The sequence below is a fragment of the Haloferax chudinovii genome (assembly GCF_042663345.1).
GTDB classification, from domain to species: Archaea; Halobacteriota; Halobacteria; order Halobacteriales; family Haloferacaceae; genus Haloferax; species Haloferax chudinovii.
On sequence record NZ_JBHTAB010000005.1, the window covers coordinates 96,035 to 121,756 of the forward strand.

Genomic DNA, 25,722 nt, shown 5'->3' on the forward strand with positions numbered 1-25,722 from the left:
GGTTCGTCGGGTCGACCGGTCAGGTGTCTGGTTCGACTTCCGCTTCCTCGTCGCCGCCGTTTTCGTCTTCGTCTTCGTCGCCGTCGGCGGCTTCGATGCCCGCGTTGGTCTGGATGCGTGCTTTCATGATGCGCGTGTTGTCGACCTGCTCGATGCGGATGATGATGTCGTTGTAGCTGATCTCTTCGCCCTCCTCGACGAGGCGGCCGGCGCGGTTGAAGATGAAGCCGGCGAGCGTCTCGAACTCCTCGCCCTCGGGGAGTTCGATGTCGAGCATCTCGTTGACCTCGTCGATGTTGACCTCGCCGCGGACGAGGTAGGTGTTCTCGCCGACTGCCTCGAACGGCTCTTCCTCGTCGCCTTCGAGGATGTCGCCGACGATTTCCTCGACCATGTCTTCGAGGGTGATGAGACCCTCGGTGGTCCCGAACTCGTCGATGACGACGACCATCTGCATCCGCGTGTCCTGCATCTCGGCCATCAGTTCGTCGACGTTCTTCGACTCGGGGACGTGGAGCGTCGGCGAGACGATGTCGGCGATGCCGACGCCGCGTTCGCCGTAGTACTTCTCGCGGACGAGATTTCGGATGTTGACGATGCCGATGATGTTGTCGAGGTTGCCGTCGTAGACGGGGACCCGCTCGTGGTCGGCCTGCACGCACGTCTCGATGGCCTCGTCGATGGTCGCGTCCTTCGGGACGGCGGTCATGTCGAGGCGGGGCGTCATGACCTCCTTGGCGATAGTCGAGTTAAACCGGAAGATGCGGTCGAGCATCTCGCGTTCTTCCTCCTCGATGACGCCCTCGCGCTCGCCCGTCTCGATGAGGTTCTGAATCTCGTCGCGGGTGACGTACGTCGTCTCGATGGCGGTCTGCCCGCCGGTGATGCGGTTGACGAGGCGCGTCAGGTGGTCGAACAGGATGACGAGCGGGAGCAACAGCAACTCGGCGTACTTCAGGGGTCGCGCGATGCGGAGCGACCACGACTCGGTGTTCTCGATGGCGTAGGACTTCGGCGCGCTCTCGCCGAACAGGAGGACGAGCGTCGTGATACCGAACGTCGAGATGAGGACCGACTCGCCAGCGCCGAAGTCGAGGACGGCGAGGAGGCCGGTCGCCAGCGACGACATCGCGATGTTGACGATGTTGTTGCCGACGAGGATGGTCACGAGCAGGCGGTGCGGGTCGTCTTTGAGTGACTTGACCCGCTCCGCGCCGGGGATACCCTCCTCGACCATCGAGTCGACGCGGTGCTTCGCGAGCGAGAACATCGCAATCTCGGAGGAAGAGAAGAACGCCGAGAGGCCGACGAGGACGATAATCGCAGCCACACCGAGGACTGTTATCGTCGTATCGTCCAGCGGCATGTTCGAGACCTGTGCGGCCGCGAGTGTCGTGGCTGGAAGTAACTGTAGCGGCGGCAAACCCATGTAACGACACTGTCTTGCGCGGGACCGAAATTAAGAGTTGCCCTCGAAAACGCCTCGTTCGGCGTCTCGTTCGCCCCCGTCGGACCGGTCAGTCACGATATTGCGGCGCGGATGCCCGCGAGCGAAGGGCTTAGGCGACGCTCTGCCCAACAGCCGCCCATGTCCGACGAGCAACCGGCGATTACGCTGTACCGACTGCAGGCGTGCCCGTTCTGCGAGCGGGTCGTCCGCACGCTCGACGAGCAGGGCCTCGCCTACCAGTCGCGGTTCGTCGAGCCGATGCACTCCGACCGGAACGTCGTCAAGCGCGTCTCGGGCAAGCGCTCGGTCCCCGCCATCGTCGACGACAACACCGGCGTCACGATGTCCGAGTCGGCGAACATCGTCGAGTACCTCGAACACACCTACGGGGAGGGAGCCTGATGCCCGACTTCGACGTCGTCTCCCTGCCCGACCACGACGCGCCGGCGGTGGGCGACACCGCCCCCGACTTCACCCGCCCGCTCGTCAACGCGGAGTTCTGGGAGGACGCCTCGCTCTCGGACCTCACCGACGACGGTCCCGTCCTTCTCGTGTTCCACACGATGGCGGGCGCGTTCCCCGCGACGTACGTCTGGAACGAGCTCCGCGACCGCGGCGTCCCGGAGGACGTGCAGACGGTCGGCGTCTCCATCTCGTCGCCCTACGAACACAAGTCGTTCCTCGAAGCGCGCGGCGTGGACGCCCGCTTGTTCTCGGACCCCGCGGCCGGCGTCGCGGCCGACTACGACCTCGAACACGACCTCGACGGGATGGCCGGCGTCACCGAACACCGCCCCGCCGTGTTCCTCCTCGACGAGGACCGAACGGTCCAGTACCGCTGGGTCGCCGACGAGTGGCCGGACTTCCCGGACTACGAGGGCATCGCGGACGCCCTCGACGACCTGTAGGCCGCCCACCCGATTCTCGCCGCGCCGACCGCGCTCCCATCCGCGCGGAATCGCCGTTTCGTCACGCTTTTTCGCCCGTTGCCCGTCGGTTCTCTCATGAGTGACGACGACGTACAGCGTGCCGCCGCCGCCATCCGCCGCGGCGAGGCGGTCGTCTACCCGACCGAGACGGTCTACGGCATGGGCGCGGACGCGACGAACGCCGACGCGGTCGAACGCGTCTTCGACATCAAGGGCCGCGACCGAGACAAACCGCTTTCGGCCGGCTTCCCCGACGTGGACGCCGCGCTGGCGCACGTCGCCGCCGACGCCCGCGAGGAGGCGTTCATGCGCCGGTTCCTCCCCGGCCCGGTGACGGTCGTCGTGGAGCGACGCGACAGCCTCCCGGACGCGCTCGTCGCCGGGAAGGACCGCGTCGGCGTCCGCGTCCCCGACCACGAACTCGCGGTCGACCTCTTCCGCGCGGCCGGGACGCCCGTCACCGCGACCAGCGCCAACCGCTCCGGAACCGGGAGCATCACCCACCCCTCACAGCTCTCCGACGAGATTCGGGACGCGGTCGCCGCCGTCCTCGACGGCGGGACGACCCCCGGCACCGAGAGCACCGTCGTCGACCCCGGCCGCGGCGTCGTCCACCGCCGCGGGGCGATGGCCGACGACATCGAAGCGTGGTTAGACGAGCACGCCGACAACGCGTAGCCCGACGAGCACACTGACGACGTATCCCGACGAGCACACTGACGACGTAGCCCGACGAGCACACTGACGACGTAGCCCGACGAGCACGCAGGCGAGGCGACCCGGAGTTACCACGGGAAGCGCCTCATCGACCGAGTAACGACGACAGCGACCACGTTTTCACGCCGCACCGCTCCCGGTAGGCGCACGACTCGCACTTCGCGGAGTCGCGAAGCCGCGACGGGACGAACTCGAGATTGCGGGCGACGCGGAGCGCTCGTCGGTAGGCCGCCTTGTTCCCCGTCGTGAGTCTGACCGTTCGGACGACGCCGACCGCCGGGTACTCGACCAGCGCACGCGACACCGACGCCTCGCGCTCCCACGCGAGCGCCTTCGCCAGCGCGACGGCCCTGACGCGCTGGGGTTCCCAGACGCCGCGCTCGGGCGGTTCGCCCGGCGAGACGAGGGAGGGAATCGGCACCGGCGGTCGGTCGCCCTCGCCGTCGGGCGAGCCGACGAGTTTGTGCGCGACGCCGCGGCAATCTTTCCCCGTGAGGAGTTCGTCGCGGGCGACGGGGTCGGTGAGCGCGTCCCAGTCGTCGCGCTCGCGGAGTCGAGCGAGGTGCTCGCGGTACGCCGCCGGCGACACCGAAATCGGACGCGCCGCGAGCGCGTCGGTGGGGGCGTCGAGCAGGTCGGGGTATTCGAAGGCGAGCGCGCGAACGTCGGCGACTGCGGCCGGCGGCGCTCGGTCGTCGTCGCGGCGGGCGTAGTAGAGCTGTCGCGGGCAGTAGGCGGCGCGGGCGAGATCGGACGCGGCGACGAGGCTGGTGGACACGGACCGGCGTGGCCTCCTCATCGGTTAAGAGCGTTTGCACGCGACCGTTCGACCGGCTCGTCGGCGAGCATCGCCTCGAACCGCATCCAGTTCGCCGCCGTGCATGAATTAATACGGCCGCGTCCCTTGGCGTACTGACATGGCATCGACGCCCTCATCCTCCTCGTGGCTCCGGATGACACGGCCCGAACTCGCCGTGTTCGTCTCCGGGGTCACGAGCATGGGGCTGGAGATTCTCGCCGGGCGGATGGTCGCTCCCGAGTTCGGTAGCAGTATCTACACGTGGGGGAGCATTATCGGGGTCTTCCTCGCGGCGCTGAGCCTCGGCTACCACCGGGGCGGACAGCAGGCCGAACGAGCGTCGAACGGCGCGCTCGCCCGCGTCTTCATCGGCACGGCCGCCTACATCGCGGGCGTCATTCTCCTCGGCGACCTGTTCATCCAGTCGACCGCCGGACTCCCCGTCCCGAGCCGGTTCGCGTCGCTCCCCGCCATCACCCTCCTGTTCGGGCCGCCGACCTACTTCCTCGGCTTCATCAGCCCCTACGCGGCGGAACTCTCCGGGCGGTCCGACGTGGGCGCGGCCTCGGGGCACGTCTACGCCGTCGGCACCGTCGGCAGTATCATCGGCGCGTTCGCCACTACCTACTTTCTCATCCCGTCTCTGAGCGTCACCAACATCGGGCTCGTCTTCGGACTCGTCTCGGTCGTGACGGCGCTCGCGCTCGCACGCCCCGATATCGGCCGAGAGGAAGCGGTCTGGAGCGTCGGCATCGCGGCCGTCCTCGTCCTCGCGTCGCTGACCGGCGGCATCGGTCTCGACTCCCGCGGCACGACCGTCTACCACACCCAGACCGCCTATCAGGAGCTTCGCGTCGCCGACGCGGGCGGGACGCGGACGCTCTACCTCGACGGCCAGCCCCACAGCGCGATGGACCTCGACGACCCGACGCGCCACGTCTTCGACTACACGTCGTACTTCCACGTCCCCTTCCTCTTGTCCGACGACGTCGACCGCGTGCTGTTCGTCGGCGGCGGCGGGTTCACCGGCCCGCGTGTGTTCTTGGAGACGTACCCGAACGTGACCGTCGACGTGGTCGAACTCGACCCCGAAGTCGTCTCCGTCGCCGAGGAGTACTTCGGCGTCGAGGAGTCGCCGCGGCTCAACGTCCACACGATGGACGGCCGGCAGTATCTCCGGGAGACGAATCGGACGTACGACCTCATCGTCCTCGACGCCTACCGGAAGGACAAGGTTCCGTTTCAGCTGACGACACAGGGGTTCATGCAACTCACCTCGGACCGCCTCGACGAGGACGGCGTCCTGTTCGCCAACGTCATCTCCGCGCCGAGCGGCCCGGCCTCGCAGTTCTACCGCGCGGAGTACAAGACGATGCGGTCGGTCTACCCGCAGGTGTACAGCTTCCCCACCGCGGGGAGCGTCGTCGTCCAGAACATCGAGGTGGTGGCGACGAAAGACGAGACGCCCGTGACGGCCGCGGAGCTACAGGCGCGCAACGAGCGGCGCGACATCGGCATCGACCTCGCGGCCGAACTCACGTCCTACCGGAACGACGAACCCACCGACGACGTGCCGCTTCTCACCGACGACCGCGCGCCCGTCGACAGCCTCTTGGACCCGATGGTCGGACAGCGCTACGTCATCCAGCGGACGAACGAGACCGAACAACGCGAGGCCGACGGGAACGCAACCCGAAGCGCTGTCACCGGGCCGGCCGTAAGGGCGGCGTAGGCAATGGTCCACGACAGAATCCACGCAAGGGAACCGACCCACGACCGCGACCGCTGGACCGAGGGCGTCGTCACGTCGGCCGCCGAACGCGACGGCCATTGGGTGGTCCGCGCGCGCCCGGCAGACAGCGACCGACCGGGTGACGAGACGGCCGAACGTGAGGGCGGCGACTCGGTCGAACTGGTCGTCACCCTCGCGGTCCGCGACCTGTTTCTCCCCCGACTCGATGTCGACGCCGGCGAGTCGCCCGTCGGCTGTCGGTTCTGGTACCGAAAGAAGCGGCGGTAACTCCGCGACCACGGCGGTCACGACTGCGAGGCCTGCGATGAACATGACCCCGCCGAGGACATCGAACGGCTGGATTGACATCCCGGTCGAGAGGTCTCCCGCTCGCCGCAAAAGTCCTCTCAACGCCGTCTCGCGGTTCGCGTTTGGTCATTGAAACGCAGTAGCCGCCATCCTGTGGGCCCCACCACTGGGATTCAATCCCACAAGGGTTCTACTGAAACTGCTTGCACGTCTGGATTCTCAAGCATTTGCTCGGGCTTCAATCCCACAAGGGTTCTGCTGAAACACTCATGGACCCACTGGAACCGTCACAGACGCCGACAGCTTCAATCCCACAAGGGTTCTGCTGAAACCCCCGTCAGCGACGTGGTCTCGCCGGACCCGAATGAGCTTCAATCCCACAAGGGTTCTGCTGAAACCGGTAACAATCTGACGACAGACCAGACAGACACCCGGAGCTTCAATCCCACAAGGGTTCTGCTGAAACACGCGGGTAGCGGATGGTCCCAACATCGGCGTGGCGGCTTCAATCCCACAAGGGTTCTGCTGAAACCGGACGACGCACTCGAAATCCTCCGATATCATCGCTCGCTTCAATCCCACAAGGGTTCTGCTGAAACCGGTGGACTTGTTTCGTACTCATGCTTTCTCACGGGTTCAATCCCACAAGGGTTCTGCTGAAACGATCGCGGGATCCCGGAGGTGCCAGACCGATGAAGGGCTTCAATCCCACAAGGGTTCTGCTGAAACGACAGTGAAGTCCCTGATGCCCTTGATGGAGTAGTCGCTTCAATCCCACAAGGGTTCTGCTGAAACCATCCCCGACGCCTGGATCGCCGACTACGGCGAGTCGCTTCAATCCCACAAGGGTTCTGCTGAAACTCGTGTCTCCCGGCGCATCGGGCGCCGAGTCTGTGTCAGCTTCAATCCCACAAGGGTTCTGCTGAAACCGACTTCCTCGTACGTCATGCGTTGAGCCTCCGGCGGCTTCAATCCCACAAGGGTTCTGCTGAAACCGCGGTAGATGCGTTTCAGGCCGCCGTGCTTCGGGTCGCTTCAATCCCACAAGGGTTCTGCTGAAACCGGTCGCCACCATATTGCTGGCCGTTCCATCGGGAGCTTCAATCCCACAAGGGTTCTGCTGAAACCGGGTGGCTGTCGCTCAGCGGGCGTCCTGTGGACGAGAGCTTCAATCCCACAAGGGTTCTGCTGAAACCGAGCATAGCGAGGATGTCCGAGCGCGTCAGCGGCTTCAATCCCACAAGGGTTCTGCTGAAACAAGAGTGGCGCATCACCAACGCCGATCTCTGGGCTTCAATCCCACAAGGGTTCTGCTGAAACCTGGCGTTCTCGGCTTCGACGTCTTCGAGTCGGTCAGCTTCAATCCCACAAGGGTTCTGCTGAAACCGTTCTGGTGGCGGCTTACTCCTCAACCGAGTCGAAGCTTCAATCCCACAAGGGTTCTGCTGAAACCTTCGAGTTCGCCGGCGTCGTCGGCTTGGACCTCGCTTCAATCCCACAAGGGTTCTGCTGAAACTACCGCGCGATTAAGGAGACCAACAGCAAAACGGAGCTTCAATCCCACAAGGGTTCTGCTGAAACCGGATGCCCGTCGCAAGCGTCTCGTTGAGTTCCAAGCTTCAATCCCACAAGGGTTCTGCTGAAACCGTTCCGTGACGACGTGAAAGGGGCGGGCAACCCGATGCTTCAATCCCACAAGGGTTCTGCTGAAACAGGACCTCGTCGGCGCTGTTGAGAACGACGAGTTCGCTTCAATCCCACAAGGGTTCTGCTGAAACTCCTCAGGCACGCCCGAAGAACGAGTGCTCACCGAGGCTTCAATCCCACAAGGGTTCTGCTGAAACTCTCTGGCATCGCTGTCGGCGAGGACTCGATCCTTCGCTTCAATCCCACAAGGGTTCTGCTGAAACGCGGTTCGGACTGCGCTCGGCGCTGGGTGTGCGCTCGCTTCAATCCCACAAGGGTTCTGCTGAAACCCCCGGCGAGATCTCTGACGCGGTCCAGGAGGCCGCTTCAATCCCACAAGGGTTCTGCTGAAACTGCGAGAGCACAGGACACACAGATGAACGCGAACACCGCTTCAATCCCACAAGGGTTCTGCTGAAACCGCGGGGCGCGCCGACTATGGCGTCGCCCAAGAGGGGCTTCAATCCCACAAGGGTTCTGCTGAAACCATCCCGAATTCACGGGGATAGACGGCTGTACATGGTGAAATCATATCAACGTTTCTGTCGACCCTCAATACCCCCGCACCCCCCGGGGGGTCGACGGAATCGTGACCACACGGAGGGCACTCGCAAGACTCACGCGCAGACCCCCGTCTGTTGGGATGGAAAGTGGCGGCAAAACGGGCCGCTTTGTTTATAAACCCAATGGGACCGCCCGGATTTGAACCGGGGTCACGGGCACCCAAGGCCCGAAGTATACCAGGCTAACCCACGGTCCCGCATATACGACTCTCCCCGTCGCGGAGTAAAGGGTTTCGTTCCGCCCCGTCAGGTCAGGGGGAAGAAGTACGCGACACCGACGGTCGTCACGACCCCGAGAAGCAACTGTAGCGGGCCGCCGACGCGGATGTAGTCCGTGAATTTGTAGCCGCCGGGGCCGTAGACAAACAGGTTCGTCTGGTAGCCGACGGGGGTCATGAAGGCCGTCGACGCCGCGAACATGACCGCGAGGACGAACGAGAACGGGTCGGCTCCGAGCGTTGTCGCGGCCTCGATGGCGACCGGAATCATGAGCACGACGCTCGCGTTGTTCGAGATGACGTTCGTCAGGAGCGCGGTCACGAAGTAGAACACCCCGAGGACGGCGATGAGGGGGAGGTAGTCGCCGGTCATCACGACCAGTTCGGCGAGGAGCTCGGCGGCCCCGGAGTTCTCCATCGCGATGCCGAGCGGGATGACGCCCGCGAGGAGGAAGATAACGTCCCACTGGACGGCGTCGTACAGCTCCGTCGGGCGGAGGCACTTCGTGGCGACCATGGCGAGCGCGCCGAGGAGCGCGGCGACGACGATGGGCAGGAAGTCGAGCGCGGCGAGCGCGACGACGCCGGCGACGATGCCGACGGCGACCGGAATCTTCGACTCGCGGTAGTCGTGGCGCTCGATTTCCTGGGCGACGATGAAGTTGCGGTTGTTGTCGAGGCGCTCGATGCTCTCGACGGTCGCCTGCACGAGAAGCGTGTCGCCGACGCGGAGCGGGAGTTTGTCCATCCGCCGGCGGATGAGTTCGCCGCCGCGGCGGAGCGCGAGCACGGTCGCGTCGTACCGCTGTCTGAAACTCGCCGAGGCGAGCGACTCGCCGACCAGCGCCGACCCCGGTGCGACGACGACCTCGACGAGGTTCTGGCCGCGGTCGGCGAGTTCGAGTTCGTCTTCGGTGACGGTCGCCGGCACGAGGTCGAGGCCCTCCACGTCGAGCAGTTCGACGAGCGTGTTGCGGTCGGTCCGCAGGGTGAACACGTCGCCCGGCTGAATCTCCTTCGGGCCGAGCGGTTCGAGAAAGACGCTCTCGCCGCGGATGAGCTGGAGGAGGTCGACGTCGAACTCGGTCTCGACGAGCGCCCGTTGGACCTGTTGGCCCACGAGCGGGGAGTCCTCGCGGACGACGACCTCGGTCAGGTACTCCGCCATCTCGAACTCCTCGGTCAGGTCCCGTCGGGGCTCGATTCGCTCCGGGGTGAGCCGCCGGCCGACAGTCATGAGATAGACGACGCCGACGGCCATGACCACCGCGCCGAGCGCGGTGAACTCGAACATCGTGAACGGCGCTTCGCCCGTGATGCGCGAGTAGACGTCGCTGGCGAGGATGTTGGTCGAGGTCCCGATAAGCGTCAGCATGCCGCCGAACATCGACGCGTACGACAGCGGTAAGAGGAGTTTCGAGGGGGAGGTCCGTCCGCGGTCGGCGAGGTCCGTCACCATCGGGAGCAGGATGGCGACCGCGGCGGTGTTGTTGATAAAGCCGGAGATGGGACCGACGAGGCCGACCGTCGCGCCGAGTTGCCGGAGTTCGCTGTCGCCGGTGAACGTCGATATCTTCGCGCCGAGAAGTTGGATGATACCGGTCCGCTGGACGCCCTCGCTGAGGATGAACATCGCGAGGACGGTCAGCGTCGCCGTGTTGGCGAACCCTGAGAGGGCGTCGCCGGGGTAGGACTCGAACAGGACGATTGGCGCGCCGAGCATCCCCGCCGAGGCGAGCGCCTCGGAAGCGGGCTGAATCAGCATCAGCGACACCATCACGCCGATGGCCGTCACGTCGACCGGGACGGGCTCGGTCGCGAAAAACGCCAACGCGACGAGGATGACGGCGAAGACGGCGAGGATGTCCGGCGTTATCGCGACCACGCGGTCATCGACGCGGTGGCGGCCAAAAAGCGTGCGGGATTCGGAGTGTTAGCCTCGGCCGAGGGCGTCCGAGTTCACCGGCCTTCCTCGTCGAGTTCGAGGTCGGCGACGATTTCGTACGGCGACGACCCCTTTCGGATGCCGTCGAGGATGGCGAACGCCTCCCTCGGCGAGAGGAACTGCCGGGTCACGGCGAGGCCGAGCGGCGTCGGGTCGAGGCCGTCGATGAAGCCCCACTCCAGGAGCTTCCCCACCGCGTGCGTTGTCGGCAACTCACCGAGCATCCGGTTGTTGAGCGCCTTCGCCTTCTTGCCGGCGACGACGATGTTCGCCAGCGTCTCCTCGACCGCCGAGGACTGGTCGTACACCGTCCGGACCTCCTCCATCTCGCCTTTGAGGAGCTTGAACGCGACCTCGTCTTCGGTCATCTCCATCGTGTTGTGATAGCTCGCGTCGGGTTCGACGAGCAGGTAGACGACGCCCTTGTCGTGGTAGTCGGGGCGACCGGCGCGGCCGAGCATCTGGCTGAACTCCTGGACGGAGAGCCACTCGATGCCCATCGCCAGCGTGTCGAAGATGACCTGCGACGCCGGGAAGTCGACGCCGGCGGCGAGCGCGGCGGTCGTCACGACGGCCGCGAGGTCCTGATTGGCGAACTGTCGCTCCACGCGCTTTCGCTGGCCGTAGTCCAGTCCGGCGTGGTACGCCGCGGCGTTGTAGTCCATCTTCCGGGCGACTTCGTGACACCGCCGCCGGGAGTTGGTGAAGATGATGGTCTGGCCGCGGTAGCCCTTCGAGGACTTCGAGTCGAACGCCTGCCGCACGAGGCGGTTCTCGATGCGTGGCTTTTCCTGGCCGTCGGCGAAGGTGACGTGGCGTTCGATGGGGACGGGGCGGTCCTCGTACTCGACGAGGTTCGCCCGGAGGTTCTGTGCGAGCCACTTCGGGTTGCCGACGGTCGCAGAGAGGTAAATCCACTGCGCGCCGCCGTAGCTCTCGCGGCGCTTCGCGCGGGCCTCGCAGTAGTGTTTCAGACGGGCTATCATCCCGTCGAGGCGGTGGCCGCGCTCCTCTTCTTTCAGGGTGTGGACCTCGTCGATGACGACCGTGCCGATGTCGCCGAGGTCCTTCCCCGTCCGGAGCGCGTGGTCGATGCCCTCGTAGGTGCCGACGATGACGTCGGCGTTCGGGTCGAAGCGGTTGCCATCGTCGTTGATTCGGCTCGCACCGACCCGGATGGTCACCTTGCCGAGGTGGCCGTAGCGCTCCTTGAAGTCCTCGTGTTTCTGGTTGGCGAGCGCGACGAGCGGGACGAGAAACAGCATCTTCCCGTCGCCCTTCAGCATCCGGTCGATGCCGGCGAGTTCGCCGACGAGCGTCTTGCCGGTCGCCGTCGCGCTCACGACGAGCTGGTCGTCGCCGTCGAGCAGTCCGTTGTCGATGGCGAGGCTCTGGACGGGGAGCAGGGTGTCGAAGCGCTCGGTCAGCATCGACTTCAGGTTCGGGTGGAGGTCGAGCGTGCTCGTCTCGACCAGCTCCACGTCCTCCGTCGTCGCGCTGATGGTGTCGAACTTCGTCAGGTCGGGGTCCAACTCGCCCTGCAGTAAGTTCGTGATGCGGGTCAGGTCGCCCGTCTCGTACAGCAGTTCCTCTAAGCGCTCTTGGGCCGCCTGCGTGAGCCCGCCCGCAAAGGAGAGTTCGCCCTCCAGCTCCTGGACGGCGCAGTCGCGGCAGATGTGCTCGTGTTCGGCCTTGATGGCCGTGTCGTCGGTGATAGGCGAGTACCGGCCGTTGACGGCACAGCGGCGGCAGGTCCGCACCGTCAGCGCCTCAAGCTGGTAGCCGTCGAACATCTCTTTCAGCTCGTCGCGGCCGTCTTTGGGCGTCTGCTGGGAGATGCGGATACGGGCGGCCGACCGGGCGAGTTCGACGAACTGGCTCGGGTCGCGCGGCGAGTCCTCTCCCTTCCGCGTCACCAGAAAGCGCAGGGGGCGGGGCCCCGCGTTCGTCTCTTTGAGTTCGAGCTTGCCGCGGAGCACCCGCTTTCCGTCCCGGCGGGCGACGACGAGGTAGTCGTCTCCCGTCTGGTGGAGAAACAGCGTGTCGACGCGGGTGACCTGTTTAGACACGGTGCCTGCTACGGCGACGTGGTATTTCAGCGATTCGCCTGCGACCGCTCAGATTCGATAGCGACCCGCACACGGCTTCGTACCGTGTCTCCTCGCCCCCGGCCTCCGAGGGCCACCGACGGCCGGCCACGCTCAGGCGTCGGCGTCGTCGGCGAGTTCGATGGCGTCGTCGCCGTTGGGGACCGCACAGAGGAACGCCCCCTCCTCGTCGGACTCGTTTCGGTACCAGTGGACGACGCCGGCGGGAATCAAAAGCGAGTCGCCGGCTTCGACCTCGTACTCCTCGTCGCCGATGCCGACGACGTACCGGCCCGACAGGACGTACTGCTCGTGTTCGACCTCGTTGGTGTGTTTCGGCACCGACGCACCCGAATCGAGGACGAACCGCCGGATGGCGAAGTTCGGTGCGCCGTCGGCCTCGGAGACGAGGACGCCCTTCGACATCCCGTCGGCCGCGTCGACCGCCTCGTACTCGATGTCCGCGCTCCGCTTGACCACCGGCTCCGGTCGGGAATCGCTCATGTCTCCCCGTCGATTGCCCGCCCGCGTAAGCATTTCCCCGTCTTCCCGCCCTGACTGCTTAAGTTCCCTCCGGGGTTACTACGGGTATGCGAGGAATCCGCATCGGTAGCGTCTTCGGCATCCCGATAAAGTTGGACCTCACGTTCCTCATCGTTCTCCCGCTTTTCGCGTGGCTCATCGGCTCGGACGTGACGAATCTTGCGCTCGTCGTCAACGACCTCTTCGGCGCGAGTATCGACGGCGCGGCCATCTCCGCGGGGTCGATGCAGTGGGTACTCGGGAGCGCGGCCGCTATCGGGTTGTTCGCCGGCGTTCTGCTCCACGAGTTCGGTCACTCGCTCGTCGCCATGCGCTACGGCTACGAAATCGAGTCCATCACGCTCTGGCTCTTCGGGGGCGTCGCCCGGTTCAAGGAGATACCCGAGGACTGGAAACAGGAGTTCACCATCGCCGTCGCCGGGCCGCTCGTCTCGGTCGCCATCGGCGTCGTCTCCTACGCCGGCTTCCTGTTGCTCCCCGCGTCGCAGGCCCCCGCGCAGTTCGTCCTCGGCTACCTCGCGCTGGTGAACGTCTCGCTCGCCGTGTTCAACATGCTCCCCGGCTTCCCGATGGACGGCGGGCGCGTCCTCCGGGCGCTCCTCGCGCGGAACCGCCCGCACGCGAAAGCGACGCAGATGGCCGCCGAGGTCGGCAAGGTGTTCGCGTTCCTGCTCGGCCTGTTCGGCCTCTTTTTCAACCTGTTTCTCGTCGCGCTCGCCTTCTTCATCTACATGGGGGCGTCCAGCGAGGCCCAACAGACCGTTCTCAAGGCGACGTTTCAGGATGTGGTCGTCCGCGACATCATGACCGGCCACGAGAACCTCGACGTGGTCGACGAGAAGACCTCCGTCGCGGAACTCCTCGAACGCATGTTCGTCGAGCGCCACACGGGCTACCCGGTCCTCAGAAGCGGCGACCTCGTCGGCATGGTCACCCTCGACGACGCCCGCGGCGTCAAGGAGGTCGAACGCGACGCCTTCCGAGTCGACGACATCATGAGCGACGAACTGGCGACCATCACCCCCGACGCCGACGCGATGGAAGCCATCGCCCTCATGCAGGAGCGCGGCGTGGGCCGCCTCCCGGTCGTCGACGAGGCGGGCGAACTCGTCGGCCTCGTCTCCCGGTCGGACCTCGTCACCGCCTTCAACATCATTCGCAGTCGCGGGTCGCTCGACGCCATGCCCCGCGCCGACGCCGGCCTCGCACAGCTCCGCTGATTCGCCGCCTGTCTCTCAGTTCTCGGGAGACTCACTTCCCGTTCTTCCATCGCGCGCCGCTTCGACCGCCGATTCGCTCTCGTAGAGGTCCACGGTCGCGTTCGCCCGGAACCACGCCATCGCCTCGTCGAGGGCCGCCGGGTCGCCGCCGGTGAGTTTGATTCGCGTCGGCCCGCCGCTGTTGGGATAGCTCCCGACGCCCACGCGGAAGCGCTCGGCGACGACGCCGAGTTCGCGGGCGACGGCCCCCTCCGGCGCGTCGGCGTAGACCACCCGCGACCGGACGTCGCCGGCGAACCGCTCGGCGACGGACTCGAACATCGGCTTCATCTCCGTGGGGATGCCCGGCAAGACGTAGACGTTCCCCGCTCGACAGCCGGGCGCGAGACCCTCTTCGTTCGGAAGCACCTCGGCGTCGGCGGGCATCGAGGCGTACCACTCGGGTTCGAGGTCGAAGTCGATGTCGGGCCGGCGTTCGAGAATCGCCGCGATGGTCGATTCGACCTGTCTTTCGGCCTCCTCGTTGACGACGAACGCCCGGTCGAGACCGGCGGCGACGGCCTCCATCGTGATGTCGTCCGGCGTCCCGCCGAGGCCGCCGGTGACGAGGACCGCGTCGAAGGCGGCCGCCCAGTCGGCGACCGCCTCGGCGATGACCCCGTGGTCGTCGGGCACCGTCTGAATCCGCGCGACCGTCGCCCCGCCCTCGGTGAGCCGCCGAGCTAACCACGTCGCGTTCGTGTTCTCGATGTCCCCCGCGAGCAGTTCGTTGCCGACGGTGAGGATGGCGACCTGCATGGCCGGGTCGTATGACGCCCGGAAGAAAGACCTGCCTGTTTCCGGTGTTCCCTTCGGGTTGTCGTCGACGACCGTCGTCTCGACGTTTCCGGACGAGTCGCTCCGCTCCCGGCGGTTCGCGCGCCGGCTCGCCGAAAAGCGAGATGAACCGACGACGACTCTGCGGAGCGACCGGTCAGCCCGTCGGTACCGTGGGGCCGACCGGCGCTTCGTTGTCCTCCGGGTCGCCGCGGTTGAGTATCGCGTCGCGGATGCGGTCGAACACCGAGTTGTCCGCGCGGAGTTGGGTTCTCATCCCACGTCAAATGTTAGTTTGTGTCACACTTGGGTCTGGTGGGCGATTCGAGATGCTCCTGTCTCGATTGCGGCGCTCACTGGTCGAAATGTAGAGAAGAGGTCCAGGTGCGAGAATTGAACCCGCGTCTCAGCCTCCACAAGGCTGAAGGATAGTCCACTACCCCAACCCGGACACGTTGCAACCCTTCCTAATCCGCTACGACTAAAATACGTTACGCTACGGTCCCGGAATGACAGTACGTAACAGTGGTCGCCCCCGTCGACCGCTCCGCGCCGGCGAGCGGGACGCTTTTGCCGCGGTGGCCCGAAGTCGCGGGTAGCAGTGGCTATCACGGACAAGATCTATCTCAAAAACCACCGCCAGATCGTCTCGCAACTGGATACGAACATCCCCAAGCGCGTCTTCAGCGGTGCGACCCTCGAAATCCTCTACTCCGGCGAGGGGCTCGCCAAGGTGGACGACGCCACCCGCGACCGCCTGCTCGACTTCGCGCAGGACTTCCTCGACTGCGAGAACTCCGACGACATCTACACCGGCTACCCCGAGCGCCAGTTCATCGAGTACCTGCTCGAACTCCGCGCGCAGGGTCTCGGGCCTGACGCCATCGTGGACGTGATGACCGACGACTACATGGTGTACGCCTACCCCGGCGACGTACTCTCGTTTCTCGACGACTCGGTCCGGACGCTCGAATCCGTCGAGGCGCTCGCGGACGTGGAAGGCGACCGGGAGATGCAAGACGACGCTCGGCGGGCGAAACAGGACCTCGTCGGTCCTCGCTGAATCGAATCGGGACGAACGAAAGCCGCAGAACGACGGGAGAGACGCTTAGCCGAGGCGGAACGACGGCTCGTCGCCGGTATCGAGGTCCTCCAGTTGGATGACCTCTTCGACGTCGTCGTGGTCGGTTTCGACCTGCTCGCGCAGGTAGTTCACGTAGCCCTTGTGCTCTTCGAGCTGTTCGCGGAGGTGTTCGGCCTCCAGTTCGAGGCGCTCGTGCTCGCGGATGAAGCTCTTGGGGACCTCCACGGTCGGCGGGAACGACTCGTCTTCGCCCTCGCGTAGCTTTTCGAGTTCGTGTTTCGGGACGACCTGCACCTGACCGTCGTGGGCAACTAACGTGTCCACGTAGTCGCGGAAGACGGCGGACAGGGAGATGTCCCGCTCCTCGGCGATCTCCCGAAGGGTCTCGAACGCGTCCTCGTTGACGCGAAACGAGATGGTCTTGTTCTTGTTGCCCATGATATTTCTCGGTCCGTGGTGAGGCCACTTAATGGTTCGTCAGACGAGGGGTCTCGGGCGTCGCAATTCGTCGCAAAAAGTGGCGTGTGACGGTGGAAATCGGCCGTCGGTCGGTGTCGGCGCGTTCGTCGGCCGGTGGGCGTCCCGCTGACGCGCCCGGTCGCGGGGCGAGACGCCCGCTTACGCGCTCAGTTCGTCGGCCTGTTCGAGGCTTTCGAGCGCGGCGATGGCGGCGCGCTTGTACTCGTCGGGGTCGAGGTCGTAGTGCTCGCGGGCCATCCGTGCGTACTCGTTGCCCTCGTCGTCGAACGCCGCGATGCGGTCGAGCGTCTTGTCGGCGGTCTCTGTCACCCAGCGGTCGCGCGTGGCCGCGTCGACCTCGGTGATTGACTCGGGGCGGACGGAGACGTTGATACTGCCGTCGTCGGTCTCGTAGGTCCGCGGCTTGCCGACGACCGCGACGTAGGCGGGCGCGTCGAGGTCGCGGAGCGCGCTGGCGGCCTCGGGCTGGTACTGGCCGGCGTAGACGAAGAACGTCCCCGTCGGGTCGACGATGCGACCGCGCCAGTACTCGTTGTCCTCGCCGACGTCTTCCTTCTCGGTCAGCGTGCCGACGAGGAAGACGCGGTTGGCGCGTTCCCCCGTCGGGAGCAACAGGTAGACGGGCGCGCGCTCGTCGTCTGACTCTTTGAACGTGTAACCGGCGTCGTTGAACTCCTGTGCGAAGACGCGCCGGGCGACCTCTCGGGTGGGGATTTCGTTGGAACTCATTTACATCGACCTCGCTTTGATGAGCAGTTCTTCTGCGTCCGCCGGCTCGCGCAGGCGCTCGACTTCGTTGGCGAGCACGTACCGGCCCAGCGTCGGGCCGGTGACGCGGTAGTAGAACCCCACGAGGTCACCGCGCATCTCCTCTTCGACGATGGTGGTGTCGAGGGCGTCCATGGCCATCTGCTTCGCCTCGTCCAGTTCGATACCCGTCAGCTCCTCGGTCATCTCCCGGTTGAAGATGACCTCGTGGACCTCGTCGCCGTCGTCGACGACGGCCTTGATGCGGAGGTCGAACTCGCCGTCGACGCTCCCGTGTTCCGAACAGCGCCCGTTCTGGAGGACGCGCGTACAGCCCTCCTCGGGACAGCGCTTGATGAGGCCGCTCCCGGACTGGATGTCCACGAGCGCGCCCTCGACGCTGGTCGAGTCGTCGCCGACTTCGATTTCCTCGTCGAGTTCGGTGATGCTCGTCGTCCGGTTGAGCTTCACGGAGAAGTTGCCCTGGTACTCGTCGGTGACGACGTTCCCGAGCGCGTACGACTTCCCCTCTTCGAGTTCGGGGAGTTCGGACGTGGTGAAGGAGACGAACTTCATCCGCCCGGAGTCGTCGCCGAGCAGGCCGACCTGCGCGACGGACTCGCTCCGGGGTTCCCAGAGTTCGACGACCTTCGCGCGCACGTCGACCCACATCTCGTCTTCGTCGATGTCGTTGAGCAGGGTCTGTTCGTTCCCGCCGCCGCCGGCGAGCTCGTCGCGCTCGATACCGGCCTCGTCGAGGTAACTGTTGACGACGCTCCGCCGCGCTTCGTCGACGGGGACGCGGTACTCGGTGACGAGGCTCTCTAAACGTTCTTCGACTTCATCCGCGGACACGTCTAGGTGGTCCGAGAACTGGTCGGCTATCTCAGCCGCGTGGGTTCGCAAATCAGTCATGGTCTACCTCGCCTCCACCTTGGTTTCCATTGGGAGGCATACTGAGCTTGGATGCGTACTCATATAAAAAGTTGCAAACGGCGCGGTGAAAGTGAACGTCACGCCGGAGACCGCGTCAGAACCGTCGCACCGAGCGAGGAATTGATAGCCTCGGGGCACGCATTCGACACCATGGACGACCGCCTCGAAAGCATCATTCGCAGTGCCGCTCGAAACGCCGGCAAGCGCTACGAGGAGGTCAAACGCGCCTATCGAGACGGCCGCGACTCGTCGCCGGCGCACTCGCTCCCGCGGGACGCCGAGGGCCGCGCGAAACTCGTCTGTCGCCGCCACGCCGAGCGCCGCGCCGTCGCCGTCGACGAGCAGGGCCGTCCCGCCTGCTTCGACCCCGACCACCCGGACTGTCAGGGCTGTGTCGAGGACATCCGCGAGGGGATCGTCGAGACGTGGTAGGCGACGCGGGTAGGCGAGGTGCGCGCGACGTGGTACGGTTTTGAGGCTGTAGCGCCACCAGCGCGTATGGACCGACCACTCGTCGCGCTCGTCCTCGCCGGCGGCACCGGCACCCGGCTGTACCCCGCGAGCCGGAGCGACCGGCCCAAACAGTTCCTCTCGCTCGGCGGCGACCGCTCGCTTCTCGCCGAGACCGTCGCCCGCGCCGACGTCGCCGACCACGTCGTCGTCTCGACGCGCCCCGCGTTCGCGGACGACATTGCCGACCACGCGCCCGACGCCGAGGTCGTGGTCGAGCCCGCGGCCAAAGACACCGGCCCGGCGCTCGTCTACGCGACCCACCGCATCGCCGAGCTGTACGACGACCCGGTCGTCGTCGTCCTCCCGAGCGACCACCACGTCGGCGACGGCTTCGCCGAGGCGATGACCCGCGGCGCGCGCGTCGCCGCCGACACCGGCTCGCTCGTCGCCTTCGGCGTCGAACCCACCCGCCCGGACACCGGTTACGGCTACATCGAACCCGGCGCGGACCGCGGCGACTATCGCGGCCTCGCCGCGTTCCACGAGAAACCGGACGCCGAGACGGCCGCCCGCTACGTCAACGAGGGCTACCTCTGGAACGCCGGAATGTTCGCGTGGACGCCCGAGGCGCTGTTTTCCGCCGCCCGCGACTCGCCGCTTTCCGCCCTCCTCGACGCCCTCGACGACGGCGACACGGACGCCGGCTTCGAGGCGGTCGAGGCCGTCAGCATCGACTACGCGGTGATGGAACGCGCCGCCGACGCGGCGGTCGTCCCGGTCCACTTCGAGTGGGACGACCTCGGCTCGTGGGACGCCCTCGAACGACTCATCGCCGCCGACGGAGACGGCAACGTCGCGCTCGGCGGCGACCCGGTGTTCGTCGACGCCGCGGACAACGTCGTCGCCACCGACGGCGCGACCGTCTCGCTCGTCGGCGTCTCCGACCTCGCGGTCGTCGCGTGGGACGACCGCGTGCTCGTCGTCCCGAAAGAAAAGGCACAGCAGGTCCGTGACGTGGTCTCGCGGCTCAGAGAACGCGGCCAGTTTTAACGCGGCTCAGGCGCTCCGCAGTCGCCCGCCGTCGACCGGGACGCAGGCCCCGGTGACGAAGCTCGCGCGGTCGCTGGCGAGGAACGCGACCACGTCGCCGAGTTCGCGCGGGTCGCCGACGCGGCCCAGCGGAATCCCGTCGGACCACGAGTGCAGTCCCTCCTCGTAGGTGTCGTGGTCGCCGCGCTCGACGGCCGCCTCGACCAGTTCCTCGATGCGACTCGTCTCGTGTGCGCCCGGCAGTACCGCGTTCACTCGCACGCCCGGCGCGAGTTCCCGCGACAGCGACTTCACGAGACCGATGACGCCGCGGCGGACCGCGTTCGAGAGGATGAGGTCGTCGATGACCTCCCTAACCGACGTGGAGGTGATGCAGGTAATCGTGCCCGCGTCGCTCGCTTCGAGATGCGGTCGCGCCGCCCGCACGGTCCAGACGGCGCTCATGACGAGCATGTCGAACGCCCCGTACCACTCCTGTTCGGTCAGGTCGGCGAAGCCGCCCGGCGGCACGCCGCCGGCCGAGGTGACGACGTGGTCGACGCCGCCGAACTCGTCGACGGCCGCCTCGACCAGCGCCTCGACGTCGTGCTTGCTCGTGATGTCGGTCTCGACGCCGAGCACGTCGCCGTCGAGGTCGCGCAGGTCCGATTCGGTCGCCGCGAGGCGCTCCGGGTCGCGCCCGCAGACGACGACGTTCGCTCCTTCGTCGGCCAGCGCCGCGGCGCTCGCGCGCCCGAGGCCGGCCGAACTCGCCGTGACGACGACCGTGTCGCCGTCGAGTCCGAGTTCCATGCGCGAGCCGACGAGCGCCGCGAGCAAAAGCGTGGGCCTCGCGGCACGACGTGTGACGAACCGAGGCCGCTGGGTTCGGGGGTTTGACAGCGGGTGAGTCGCCGGGGGACGCGGACGCGGCTCAGATGCCGTCGGCGTGTCGGCGGACGCGGACGCGCCCGTCGCTCGTGACGCCGACGAAGAGCTGTTCTCGAACCTCGCGTCCCTCGACCGCGTCGCCGGCGGCGTCAGAGACGATTTTCATCAGGTCCGGCGCGGTCTGGTTCACCTTCACGCCCGACGCGTCGCAGGCGTCGTACACCTGCTTGGGCACGTCGTAGAGGTCGCTTCCGGCGGGGACCTCGACGCGGACCGGGGCGGTGAGCGCGTCGACGAACGTCACCGTCTCGCGGGCCTTCTCGACGTTGGTGCGGGCGCTCGCCTCGATGCTGGAGACGTTCGCACGCGAGGTGCCGAGGAAGTCGGCGATGGTCGACTGTCGGACCCCCCGCTCGCGCAGTGCGAGCACCTCGGCTTGCCGCCGGGTGAGCACGCTCGTCTCCGGGTCGAACCCCGCCCTGTCGAGGAGTTGGTCTACGTCGGGGACCGTCTCGTCGTCGCGTCCGGCGTCGCTCATACCTCGGGGTTGGGCTCGGGGGTGAAAAAAGATACAGCAGGCTGACTGTCCACAGGACGCCGCCGATGCGTCGGCGTTACTCGCCCCAGAAGTTGTCTCGGCTCCCGAGCGCCTCGGGGCGCTTCGGGCCGTCGCGACTGCTCCCCGTCGATTCGGCGTCCGCTTCGGGCGTTTCGCCCGCTTCGCCCGCTTCGCCCGCCTCGCTCTCCTCGGCGTCGGGGTCCAGCGGCAGGCGCTCGACGATCTTCTTCGCGCGGGCGTGGCTCCCCTTCACCCGATCGATGCGGACGATGGCGCGCGCGTCAGGGAGGAGCCCGTCGACGAAGACGATGAAACCGTCTTCGGTCCGACCGACGCCGGCACCGCTCTCGTGGATGTCTTCGACGGTGACGATGACCTCCTCGCCCGGCTTGACCGGCTGTTGTTTGAGCTCGGAGATCGGTCGCTCGTAGTGGTCGCACCACTCCGCGCCGCCCCGGTCGCTGTAGTACTGGCACCCCATGCCCGCGATTCGTTCTGAGAAGCTCGGGCAGTCGTCCGCGAGTGGACAGTCGGACATGCCGAGAGGTACACTAGGGGCACTCTAAACGCTTGCGGGTAGCCCGCCGGCCGCCGAAACGCTTTCCCTCGCGCGCTCGAACCCCGCGGTATGGCAGAACGCGTCCCCGAGTTCGCACTCCTCATCGGCGTCTTCCTCGGCCTCTCTGCGACCGTCTCCGCGGCGGTCCTCTCGGGGGCGCTGTTTCGCCCGCTTCTCTTCGGTGCCGTCGTCTGTTACCCCTTCGCCGCCTTCGGCGTCCTCCGGTCGGACGACCCCTCGGTTGCGTTGCCACCCCGAGTCGTTCTCGGCCTCGGCGCGGTCATCGGACTCCTGACCGCGGCGACCGCCGTCCTCGAACGCGCGACGGTCGAACCGCTCGACGGACTGTTCGCCGCCGTCGTGGTGTCGCTTCCCCCCGTCGCCTACGCGGTCCGGTTCGGCGCGGGCGTGAACCCGCTTTCCCCGGTCGCGTCGCTCGCCTGCTGTGCGGTCGTCGGCGCGGCGTTCCTCGCGCTCGCGCCCCGCCTCGGCACGACGAGCGCGCTCCTCGGATTCGTCGTCGGACTCTCCGGGGCGCTCTACGCCGACGCCCGCGGTTTTCGACCGACATACCGCCAACAGCGCGCCGGCATCGCCGCGGGCGTGTTCGTCGGCGTCACGGTCGCGGGCATCGGCATCGTGATGCGTCTCCCCCTCGGACCGACCACGGCCGCGGCTGTCGCCGCGGCGCTCACGCCGAGCCTGTTCGTCGCGCTCACGAGAACTCGGATACCGAACCGCCGCTATCGGTCGTGACGGTCGCGTGAAACCCCGAATCAAAAAGACTGAACTCAGGCCAACGGCGTCCGCTCGACTACGGTTCCATCCCACCTTTTTCCGGAGTTCGCATTCGCTCACTCCGCAAAAATCTGGACCAAAAAGACTGAACTCAGGCCAACGGCGTCCGCTCGACTACAGTGCCGTCGTAGGTCGGGTACTGCTCGACGATTTCGCCGTCGTCGACGTCGCCGTCTTCTATCATCTCTTCGAGGAGCCACCACGCGACCTCGACGTGGTTCGATTTGGTGCTGTAGAACTCGTCGGGGACGCCGAGTTCGGCGAAGCGCTCGGCGGGCGTGTAGGTCTTGCCGTAGACGAGCGTCCCGTCGTCGGTCACCTCGTCGAACGGGCGGCGGAGGTTGCGAGCCATGCGCTTCAGACGGTTTCTGTGCTGGGCGGCGTCCTTGAACACGGAGGTACAGAAGTAGACGCGCTCGTGGTCGCCCATCTCGTCGAGGATGGCCTCCTTCGAGCCGTCGACCGCCGACATGTGGCCGTCCTGCAGTTCGTAGCCCTTCTCCTGCATCCGGCGGTAGTTGCCGTCCGACATCTCGAACTCGTTTATGTTGCAGAACTCCGCGGCCCCCTCGTCGAGGAACTCGAGGAACTCCCGCTCGGCGCGGATGCCCGGAATCTCGAACGCCGGGGTGAGGCCCTCCTCGCGGGCGATGTAGAGGATGTCCTCCCACTCGGTGCCGTGCATGTCGCCCCAGAGTTCGAGCGGCGGGTGGAAGCGAACCTCGTCGAGGCCGGCCTCGGCGAGGCGGCGCATGTTCTCGCGGCCGCCCGTGATACCCGTATAGAGGTGGATGTGGTGGTCCTCTCCGAACTCGTCTTTGAGAAGCGAGATGTACCGACAGGTCTTGTCGAGCGCCTCCTGCGGCTCGCCGCCGGTGATAGAGGACCCGAGCGCGTCCATCCGTTTGGCCTCCTCGATGACGTCCGCGTCGGACTCGACTTTCCGCTCGTTGGCGTACACGTCGGTGACGTTCTTGCGATTCTCGCCGAGCGGGCAGTAGAAACAATCGCGCTGGTCGCAGTACCCGTAGACGAACAGCACCATCTTCCCGCCCATGGCGCACTGCTCGCATCCCTTCGAAATCATTCGATTACGGAACCGTACTTGGCGCATCGTCAAAAGGCGTCCGACTTCACCCGGAGCATCTCTCGCTCGCCGATACGATTATTATTGTATGTGGCTGACAATAAGGCATGTCTCTCGGTCCCGTCGCCCGCGTTGAGGGCTCGGTTCGGGTCCTCATCGTCGACGACGACCCCGAGACCGCCGCGGGCACCGTATCGGCGCTCGACGAATACGACAGTCTCGACGCCACGGCGGTCGCCGACCCGACCGCGGCGCTCGACGCGCACGCCGGGTCGCCGTTCGACTGTATCGTCACCGAGTTCGAGTTCGGCGGCACCGCCGGTCTCGACACGCTTCTCCGCGTCCGCGACTCGGCGAACCCGCCGCCGGTGATTCTGTACACCCGGCTCGACTCCGAAGACGTGGTCGACGAGGCGTTCGCCGCCGGGGTCTCCGACGTGGTCGACAAGCGGCCGGCCGACACGCAGACCGCGGTGCTCGCCCACCGCGTCTCGAACGCGGTCGTCGCGGCCCGCCAGTCGACCGAACTCGGCGAACTGCACGCGTGGGTCCGGCTCATCGACGACCAGTCGCTCGTCGGCCTGTACGTGATACGCGACGGCCTCGTCGAGTTCGTCAACCAGTACCTCTCGAACCTGCTCGGCTACGACACAGACGAGGTGGTTGGTCGACCCATCACGGACTTCATTGTCGAGGAAGACCGCGCCATCGTCGACGAGAGCCTGAAAGACAGGTTCCACGGGAGCGTCGAATCGATGTCGTACACTGTCCGCGTCCGCAATCGCGACGGCGAGCTGACCGCACTGGAAATCACCGGCCAGCGGACGACGGTCGACGGCGACCCGGTCGTCGTCGGGACCGCGATGGACGTCACCGCTCGACTCGAGTCCGAACGACTCCTCAGGCGCTCCGAGCGCCTCACCAGACAGATAATCTCGTCGCTCCCGGATATGGTGTTCATCTCGGAGCCGACCGAGTTCGACGTCGTCTATATCAACGACCAGTTCGAAGACATCTGGGGACGAGACGTGTCGCTTCTCTACGATGACCCGCGTTCGTTCCTCGACCTCATCCACGTCGACGACCGCGACCAACTGACGCGGGCCATCGACGAGCTGTTCGCCGACATCCGAGACGGTGTCGCGGACGAGCAGTACGAGTTCGAGTTCAGGTTCGTCCCCGAGGGGGGAGACACCATCCGCTGGGCGCACGCCCGCGCGGTCCCGCTCCTCGACGAAAACGGCGACGTGACGAACGTCCTCGGCGTGATGTCCGACCTCACAGAACGCATCAGCCACGAGCGCGAACTCGCCCAACAGAACGCCCGGCTCGACGCCTTCGCCCGCGTCCTCTCTCACGATATCCGCGGCCCGCTGGCGGTCGCACAGGGCCGGCTCGAACTCGCCCGCGAACTCGACGACGACTCCCATCTCGACCACGTCGAGCGCGCCCACCGGCGCATCACCGACGTGGTCGAAGACGTCCTCTCTCTCGCCCGCGACGAGCACTCCGTCCTCGATGCGTCGGCAGTCCCGCTGGCGGACTCCGCGGCCACCGCGTGGGATATGTGTTCGTCGAACGCCGGCGACGTGCGCTGTGAAATCGGCGAGCTTCCGGTGGTCGAAGCCGACGAGAACCGGACGACCCGCCTCTTCGAGAACCTGTTTCGGAACGCGCTCCAGCACGCTCGGAGCGGCCGCGCCGCCGCGACCGACCGCGGCGACGACTCCGAGCTCGTGATTCGCGTCGGCGCGCTCCCGTCGCACCGCGGCTTCTTCGTCGAGGACAACGGCCCCGGCATCCCGTCGTCGATTCGCGACCGCGTCTTCGACTCGGGTTTTTCGACGAAAGGCGACGACGGAACCGGCCTCGGACTCGACATCGTCCGCCAGATAGTCGACTCTCACGGCTGGGTCGTCCGCGTCGCCGACAGCGGGGCTGGGGCGCGCTTCGAGGTGCTTTTCGACCCCGTCGGGGAAGCGGGCGCGACCGCGTGACTGGCGGTTCACGGACGGGCCGCGACCGCGCCGCGGGGAGACCCGCTTCTCCGCGAGACCGACGGACCGCGCCACCGCGGCCGCGCCC

At 66.4% G+C, this 25,722-nt stretch carries 24 protein-coding genes, 2 tRNA genes and 1 CRISPR repeat array; of the genes, 11 read left to right on the forward strand and 15 right to left on the reverse strand.

Going from position 1 to position 25,722, the window contains the following annotated elements; all coding sequences use genetic code 11:
• Positions 1-19: 19 nt before the first annotated feature.
• Positions 20-1,429 carry a hemolysin family protein gene (locus tag ACFQI8_RS11145; RefSeq protein WP_465261712.1) on the reverse strand — a complete coding sequence of 470 codons (1,410 nt, stop codon included), beginning with the start codon at positions 1,427-1,429 and terminating at the stop codon, positions 20-22.
• A 159-nt stretch (positions 1,430-1,588) separates the two neighbouring features.
• On the opposite strand from ACFQI8_RS11145, the gene ACFQI8_RS11150 reads away from it, so the two are divergent.
• From ACFQI8_RS11150 to ACFQI8_RS11160, 3 genes are all read left to right on the forward strand, one after another.
• The gene (locus tag ACFQI8_RS11150; protein ID WP_390244770.1) at positions 1,589-1,852 is read left to right on the forward strand and encodes a glutaredoxin family protein; all 264 of its coding nucleotides are present in this window, start codon (positions 1,589-1,591) and stop codon (positions 1,850-1,852) included.
• Positions 1,852-2,358 (forward strand): redoxin domain-containing protein, encoded by a 507-nt coding sequence (locus tag ACFQI8_RS11155; RefSeq protein WP_390244772.1) that lies wholly within the window; start codon positions 1,852-1,854, stop codon positions 2,356-2,358. Before ACFQI8_RS11150 ends, ACFQI8_RS11155 begins: the two co-directional genes overlap by 1 nt.
• A 96-nt stretch (positions 2,359-2,454) precedes the next feature.
• Entirely contained in the window at positions 2,455-3,057 is a 603-nt protein-coding gene (locus ACFQI8_RS11160) for an L-threonylcarbamoyladenylate synthase (protein ID WP_390244774.1), read from the forward strand.
• A 124-nt stretch (positions 3,058-3,181) separates the two neighbouring features.
• On the opposite strand, the gene ACFQI8_RS11165 is transcribed toward ACFQI8_RS11160, so the two are convergent.
• Complete coding sequence (locus ACFQI8_RS11165) at positions 3,182-3,874, reverse strand: CRISPR-associated protein Cas4 (RefSeq protein WP_390244776.1); 693 nt, start codon at positions 3,872-3,874, stop codon at positions 3,182-3,184.
• A gap of 139 nt (positions 3,875-4,013) precedes the next feature.
• Between ACFQI8_RS11165 and ACFQI8_RS11170 the strand changes: the two genes are divergently transcribed.
• Positions 4,014-5,627 (forward strand): spermidine synthase, encoded by a 1,614-nt coding sequence (locus tag ACFQI8_RS11170; RefSeq protein WP_390244777.1) that lies wholly within the window; start codon positions 4,014-4,016, stop codon positions 5,625-5,627.
• A gap of 3 nt (positions 5,628-5,630) precedes the next feature.
• On the forward strand, positions 5,631-5,915 hold the full coding sequence (locus ACFQI8_RS11175) for a DUF7861 family protein (protein ID WP_390244779.1): 285 nt from the start codon (positions 5,631-5,633) through the stop codon (positions 5,913-5,915).
• A gap of 191 nt (positions 5,916-6,106) precedes the next feature.
• A CRISPR array of direct repeats spans positions 6,107-8,109; the repeat unit is 30 nt; unit sequence GCTTCAATCCCACAAGGGTTCTGCTGAAAC.
• A gap of 200 nt (positions 8,110-8,309) precedes the next feature.
• Here ACFQI8_RS11175 and ACFQI8_RS11180 read toward each other — a convergent pair.
• From ACFQI8_RS11180 to ACFQI8_RS11195, 4 genes are all read right to left on the reverse strand, one after another.
• A tRNA-Pro gene (locus ACFQI8_RS11180) sits at positions 8,310-8,382 on the reverse strand.
• A gap of 49 nt (positions 8,383-8,431) precedes the next feature.
• A complete protein-coding gene (locus ACFQI8_RS11185; protein ID WP_390244781.1) occupies positions 8,432-10,288 on the reverse strand; it encodes an SLC13 family permease in 1,857 nt (618 codons plus the stop codon).
• Positions 10,289-10,362: 74 nt separating this feature from the next.
• The gene (locus ACFQI8_RS11190) at positions 10,363-12,417 is read right to left on the reverse strand and encodes a DEAD/DEAH box helicase (protein WP_390244783.1); all 2,055 of its coding nucleotides are present in this window, start codon (positions 12,415-12,417) and stop codon (positions 10,363-10,365) included.
• A 132-nt stretch (positions 12,418-12,549) separates the two neighbouring features.
• Positions 12,550-12,939 (reverse strand): cupin domain-containing protein, encoded by a 390-nt coding sequence (locus ACFQI8_RS11195; RefSeq protein WP_390244785.1) that lies wholly within the window; start codon positions 12,937-12,939, stop codon positions 12,550-12,552.
• 86 nt (positions 12,940-13,025) lie between these two features.
• Here ACFQI8_RS11195 and ACFQI8_RS11200 point away from each other — a divergent pair, with 86 nt between their 5' ends.
• Positions 13,026-14,198 carry a M50 family metallopeptidase gene (locus ACFQI8_RS11200; protein ID WP_390244787.1) on the forward strand — a complete coding sequence of 391 codons (1,173 nt, stop codon included), beginning with the start codon at positions 13,026-13,028 and terminating at the stop codon, positions 14,196-14,198.
• Between the two features lie 15 nt (positions 14,199-14,213).
• Here the strand turns inward: ACFQI8_RS11200 and ACFQI8_RS11205 are convergent, their stop codons facing one another.
• Together ACFQI8_RS11205 and ACFQI8_RS11210 are read right to left on the reverse strand one after the other, a co-directional pair.
• Positions 14,214-14,996: a competence/damage-inducible protein A gene (locus ACFQI8_RS11205; protein WP_390244789.1), complete on the reverse strand. Its 783-nt coding sequence runs from the start codon at positions 14,994-14,996 to the stop codon at positions 14,214-14,216.
• Positions 14,997-15,392: 396 nt separating this feature from the next.
• Positions 15,393-15,465, reverse strand: a tRNA-His gene (locus ACFQI8_RS11210).
• A gap of 150 nt (positions 15,466-15,615) precedes the next feature.
• On the opposite strand from ACFQI8_RS11210, the gene ACFQI8_RS11215 reads away from it, so the two are divergent.
• The gene (locus ACFQI8_RS11215) at positions 15,616-16,077 is read left to right on the forward strand and encodes a DUF5814 domain-containing protein (protein ID WP_390244791.1); all 462 of its coding nucleotides are present in this window, start codon (positions 15,616-15,618) and stop codon (positions 16,075-16,077) included.
• A gap of 45 nt (positions 16,078-16,122) precedes the next feature.
• Here the strand turns inward: ACFQI8_RS11215 and ACFQI8_RS11220 are convergent, their stop codons facing one another.
• The 3 genes from ACFQI8_RS11220 to ACFQI8_RS11230 form a co-directional block, all read right to left on the reverse strand.
• Complete coding sequence (locus ACFQI8_RS11220; RefSeq protein ID WP_004969001.1) at positions 16,123-16,536, reverse strand: DUF8146 domain-containing protein; 414 nt, start codon at positions 16,534-16,536, stop codon at positions 16,123-16,125.
• A gap of 180 nt (positions 16,537-16,716) precedes the next feature.
• Entirely contained in the window at positions 16,717-17,307 is a 591-nt protein-coding gene (locus ACFQI8_RS11225) for an RPA family protein (RefSeq protein ID WP_390244793.1), read from the reverse strand.
• On the reverse strand, positions 17,308-18,240 hold the full coding sequence (locus tag ACFQI8_RS11230) for a replication factor A (RefSeq protein WP_390244795.1): 933 nt from the start codon (positions 18,238-18,240) through the stop codon (positions 17,308-17,310). It abuts the gene before it with no gap.
• Positions 18,241-18,411: 171 nt separating this feature from the next.
• On the opposite strand from ACFQI8_RS11230, the gene ACFQI8_RS11235 reads away from it, so the two are divergent.
• Together ACFQI8_RS11235 and ACFQI8_RS11240 are read left to right on the forward strand one after the other, a co-directional pair.
• Complete coding sequence (locus tag ACFQI8_RS11235; protein ID WP_390244797.1) at positions 18,412-18,693, forward strand: DUF7091 family protein; 282 nt, start codon at positions 18,412-18,414, stop codon at positions 18,691-18,693.
• Between the two features lie 66 nt (positions 18,694-18,759).
• Positions 18,760-19,764 (forward strand): mannose-1-phosphate guanylyltransferase, encoded by a 1,005-nt coding sequence (locus ACFQI8_RS11240; RefSeq protein WP_390244798.1) that lies wholly within the window; start codon positions 18,760-18,762, stop codon positions 19,762-19,764.
• Between the two features lie 6 nt (positions 19,765-19,770).
• Here ACFQI8_RS11240 and ACFQI8_RS11245 read toward each other — a convergent pair whose 3' ends face one another.
• The 3 genes from ACFQI8_RS11245 to ACFQI8_RS11255 all read right to left on the reverse strand — a co-directional run bounded on the left by ACFQI8_RS11245 (position 19,771) and on the right by ACFQI8_RS11255 (position 21,731).
• On the reverse strand, positions 19,771-20,556 hold the full coding sequence (locus ACFQI8_RS11245; RefSeq protein ID WP_390244800.1) for an SDR family oxidoreductase: 786 nt from the start codon (positions 20,554-20,556) through the stop codon (positions 19,771-19,773).
• Between the two features lie 121 nt (positions 20,557-20,677).
• Positions 20,678-21,172, reverse strand: coding sequence for a Tfx family DNA-binding protein (locus ACFQI8_RS11250; protein ID WP_390244802.1), 495 nt, complete (start codon positions 21,170-21,172; stop codon positions 20,678-20,680).
• A 76-nt stretch (positions 21,173-21,248) separates the two neighbouring features.
• Complete coding sequence (locus ACFQI8_RS11255) at positions 21,249-21,731, reverse strand: TRAM domain-containing protein (protein WP_390244804.1); 483 nt, start codon at positions 21,729-21,731, stop codon at positions 21,249-21,251.
• 90 nt (positions 21,732-21,821) lie between these two features.
• Between ACFQI8_RS11255 and ACFQI8_RS11260 the strand changes: the two genes are divergently transcribed.
• Positions 21,822-22,508, forward strand: a complete 687-nt coding sequence (locus tag ACFQI8_RS11260) for a hypothetical protein (RefSeq protein WP_390244806.1) — start codon at positions 21,822-21,824, stop codon at positions 22,506-22,508.
• Between the two features lie 133 nt (positions 22,509-22,641).
• Here the strand turns inward: ACFQI8_RS11260 and ACFQI8_RS11265 are convergent, their stop codons facing one another.
• Positions 22,642-23,637 carry a radical SAM protein gene (locus tag ACFQI8_RS11265; protein WP_390244808.1) on the reverse strand — a complete coding sequence of 332 codons (996 nt, stop codon included), beginning with the start codon at positions 23,635-23,637 and terminating at the stop codon, positions 22,642-22,644.
• 107 nt (positions 23,638-23,744) lie between these two features.
• Between ACFQI8_RS11265 and ACFQI8_RS11270 the strand changes: the two genes are divergently transcribed.
• Positions 23,745-25,634, forward strand: coding sequence for a PAS domain S-box protein (locus ACFQI8_RS11270; RefSeq protein WP_390244810.1), 1,890 nt, complete (start codon positions 23,745-23,747; stop codon positions 25,632-25,634).
• Positions 25,635-25,722: the final 88 nt, after the last annotated feature.

Coding starts and splice junctions, on each gene's coding strand:
- ACFQI8_RS11145 (WP_465261712.1), bottom strand. CDS start 1,429: ATGGGTTTGCCGCCGCTACAGTTACTTCCAGCCACGACACTCGCGGCC.
- ACFQI8_RS11150 (WP_390244770.1), top strand. CDS start 1,589: ATGTCCGACGAGCAACCGGCGATTACGCTGTACCGACTGCAGGCGTGC.
- ACFQI8_RS11155 (WP_390244772.1), top strand. CDS start 1,852: ATGCCCGACTTCGACGTCGTCTCCCTGCCCGACCACGACGCGCCGGCG.
- ACFQI8_RS11160 (WP_390244774.1), top strand. CDS start 2,455: ATGAGTGACGACGACGTACAGCGTGCCGCCGCCGCCATCCGCCGCGGC.
- ACFQI8_RS11170 (WP_390244777.1), top strand. CDS start 4,014: ATGGCATCGACGCCCTCATCCTCCTCGTGGCTCCGGATGACACGGCCC.
- ACFQI8_RS11175 (WP_390244779.1), top strand. CDS start 5,631: ATGGTCCACGACAGAATCCACGCAAGGGAACCGACCCACGACCGCGAC.
- ACFQI8_RS11195 (WP_390244785.1), bottom strand. CDS start 12,939: ATGAGCGATTCCCGACCGGAGCCGGTGGTCAAGCGGAGCGCGGACATC.
- ACFQI8_RS11200 (WP_390244787.1), top strand. CDS start 13,026: ATGCGAGGAATCCGCATCGGTAGCGTCTTCGGCATCCCGATAAAGTTG.
- ACFQI8_RS11205 (WP_390244789.1), bottom strand. CDS start 14,996: ATGCAGGTCGCCATCCTCACCGTCGGCAACGAACTGCTCGCGGGGGAC.
- ACFQI8_RS11220 (WP_004969001.1), bottom strand. CDS start 16,536: ATGGGCAACAAGAACAAGACCATCTCGTTTCGCGTCAACGAGGACGCG.
- ACFQI8_RS11225 (WP_390244793.1), bottom strand. CDS start 17,307: ATGAGTTCCAACGAAATCCCCACCCGAGAGGTCGCCCGGCGCGTCTTC.
- ACFQI8_RS11230 (WP_390244795.1), bottom strand. CDS start 18,240: ATGACTGATTTGCGAACCCACGCGGCTGAGATAGCCGACCAGTTCTCG.
- ACFQI8_RS11235 (WP_390244797.1), top strand. CDS start 18,412: ATGGACGACCGCCTCGAAAGCATCATTCGCAGTGCCGCTCGAAACGCC.
- ACFQI8_RS11240 (WP_390244798.1), top strand. CDS start 18,760: ATGGACCGACCACTCGTCGCGCTCGTCCTCGCCGGCGGCACCGGCACC.
- ACFQI8_RS11245 (WP_390244800.1), bottom strand. CDS start 20,556: ATGGAACTCGGACTCGACGGCGACACGGTCGTCGTCACGGCGAGTTCG.
- ACFQI8_RS11250 (WP_390244802.1), bottom strand. CDS start 21,172: ATGAGCGACGCCGGACGCGACGACGAGACGGTCCCCGACGTAGACCAA.
- ACFQI8_RS11255 (WP_390244804.1), bottom strand. CDS start 21,731: ATGTCCGACTGTCCACTCGCGGACGACTGCCCGAGCTTCTCAGAACGA.
- ACFQI8_RS11260 (WP_390244806.1), top strand. CDS start 21,822: ATGGCAGAACGCGTCCCCGAGTTCGCACTCCTCATCGGCGTCTTCCTC.
- ACFQI8_RS11265 (WP_390244808.1), bottom strand. CDS start 23,637: ATGATTTCGAAGGGATGCGAGCAGTGCGCCATGGGCGGGAAGATGGTG.
- ACFQI8_RS11270 (WP_390244810.1), top strand. CDS start 23,745: ATGTCTCTCGGTCCCGTCGCCCGCGTTGAGGGCTCGGTTCGGGTCCTC.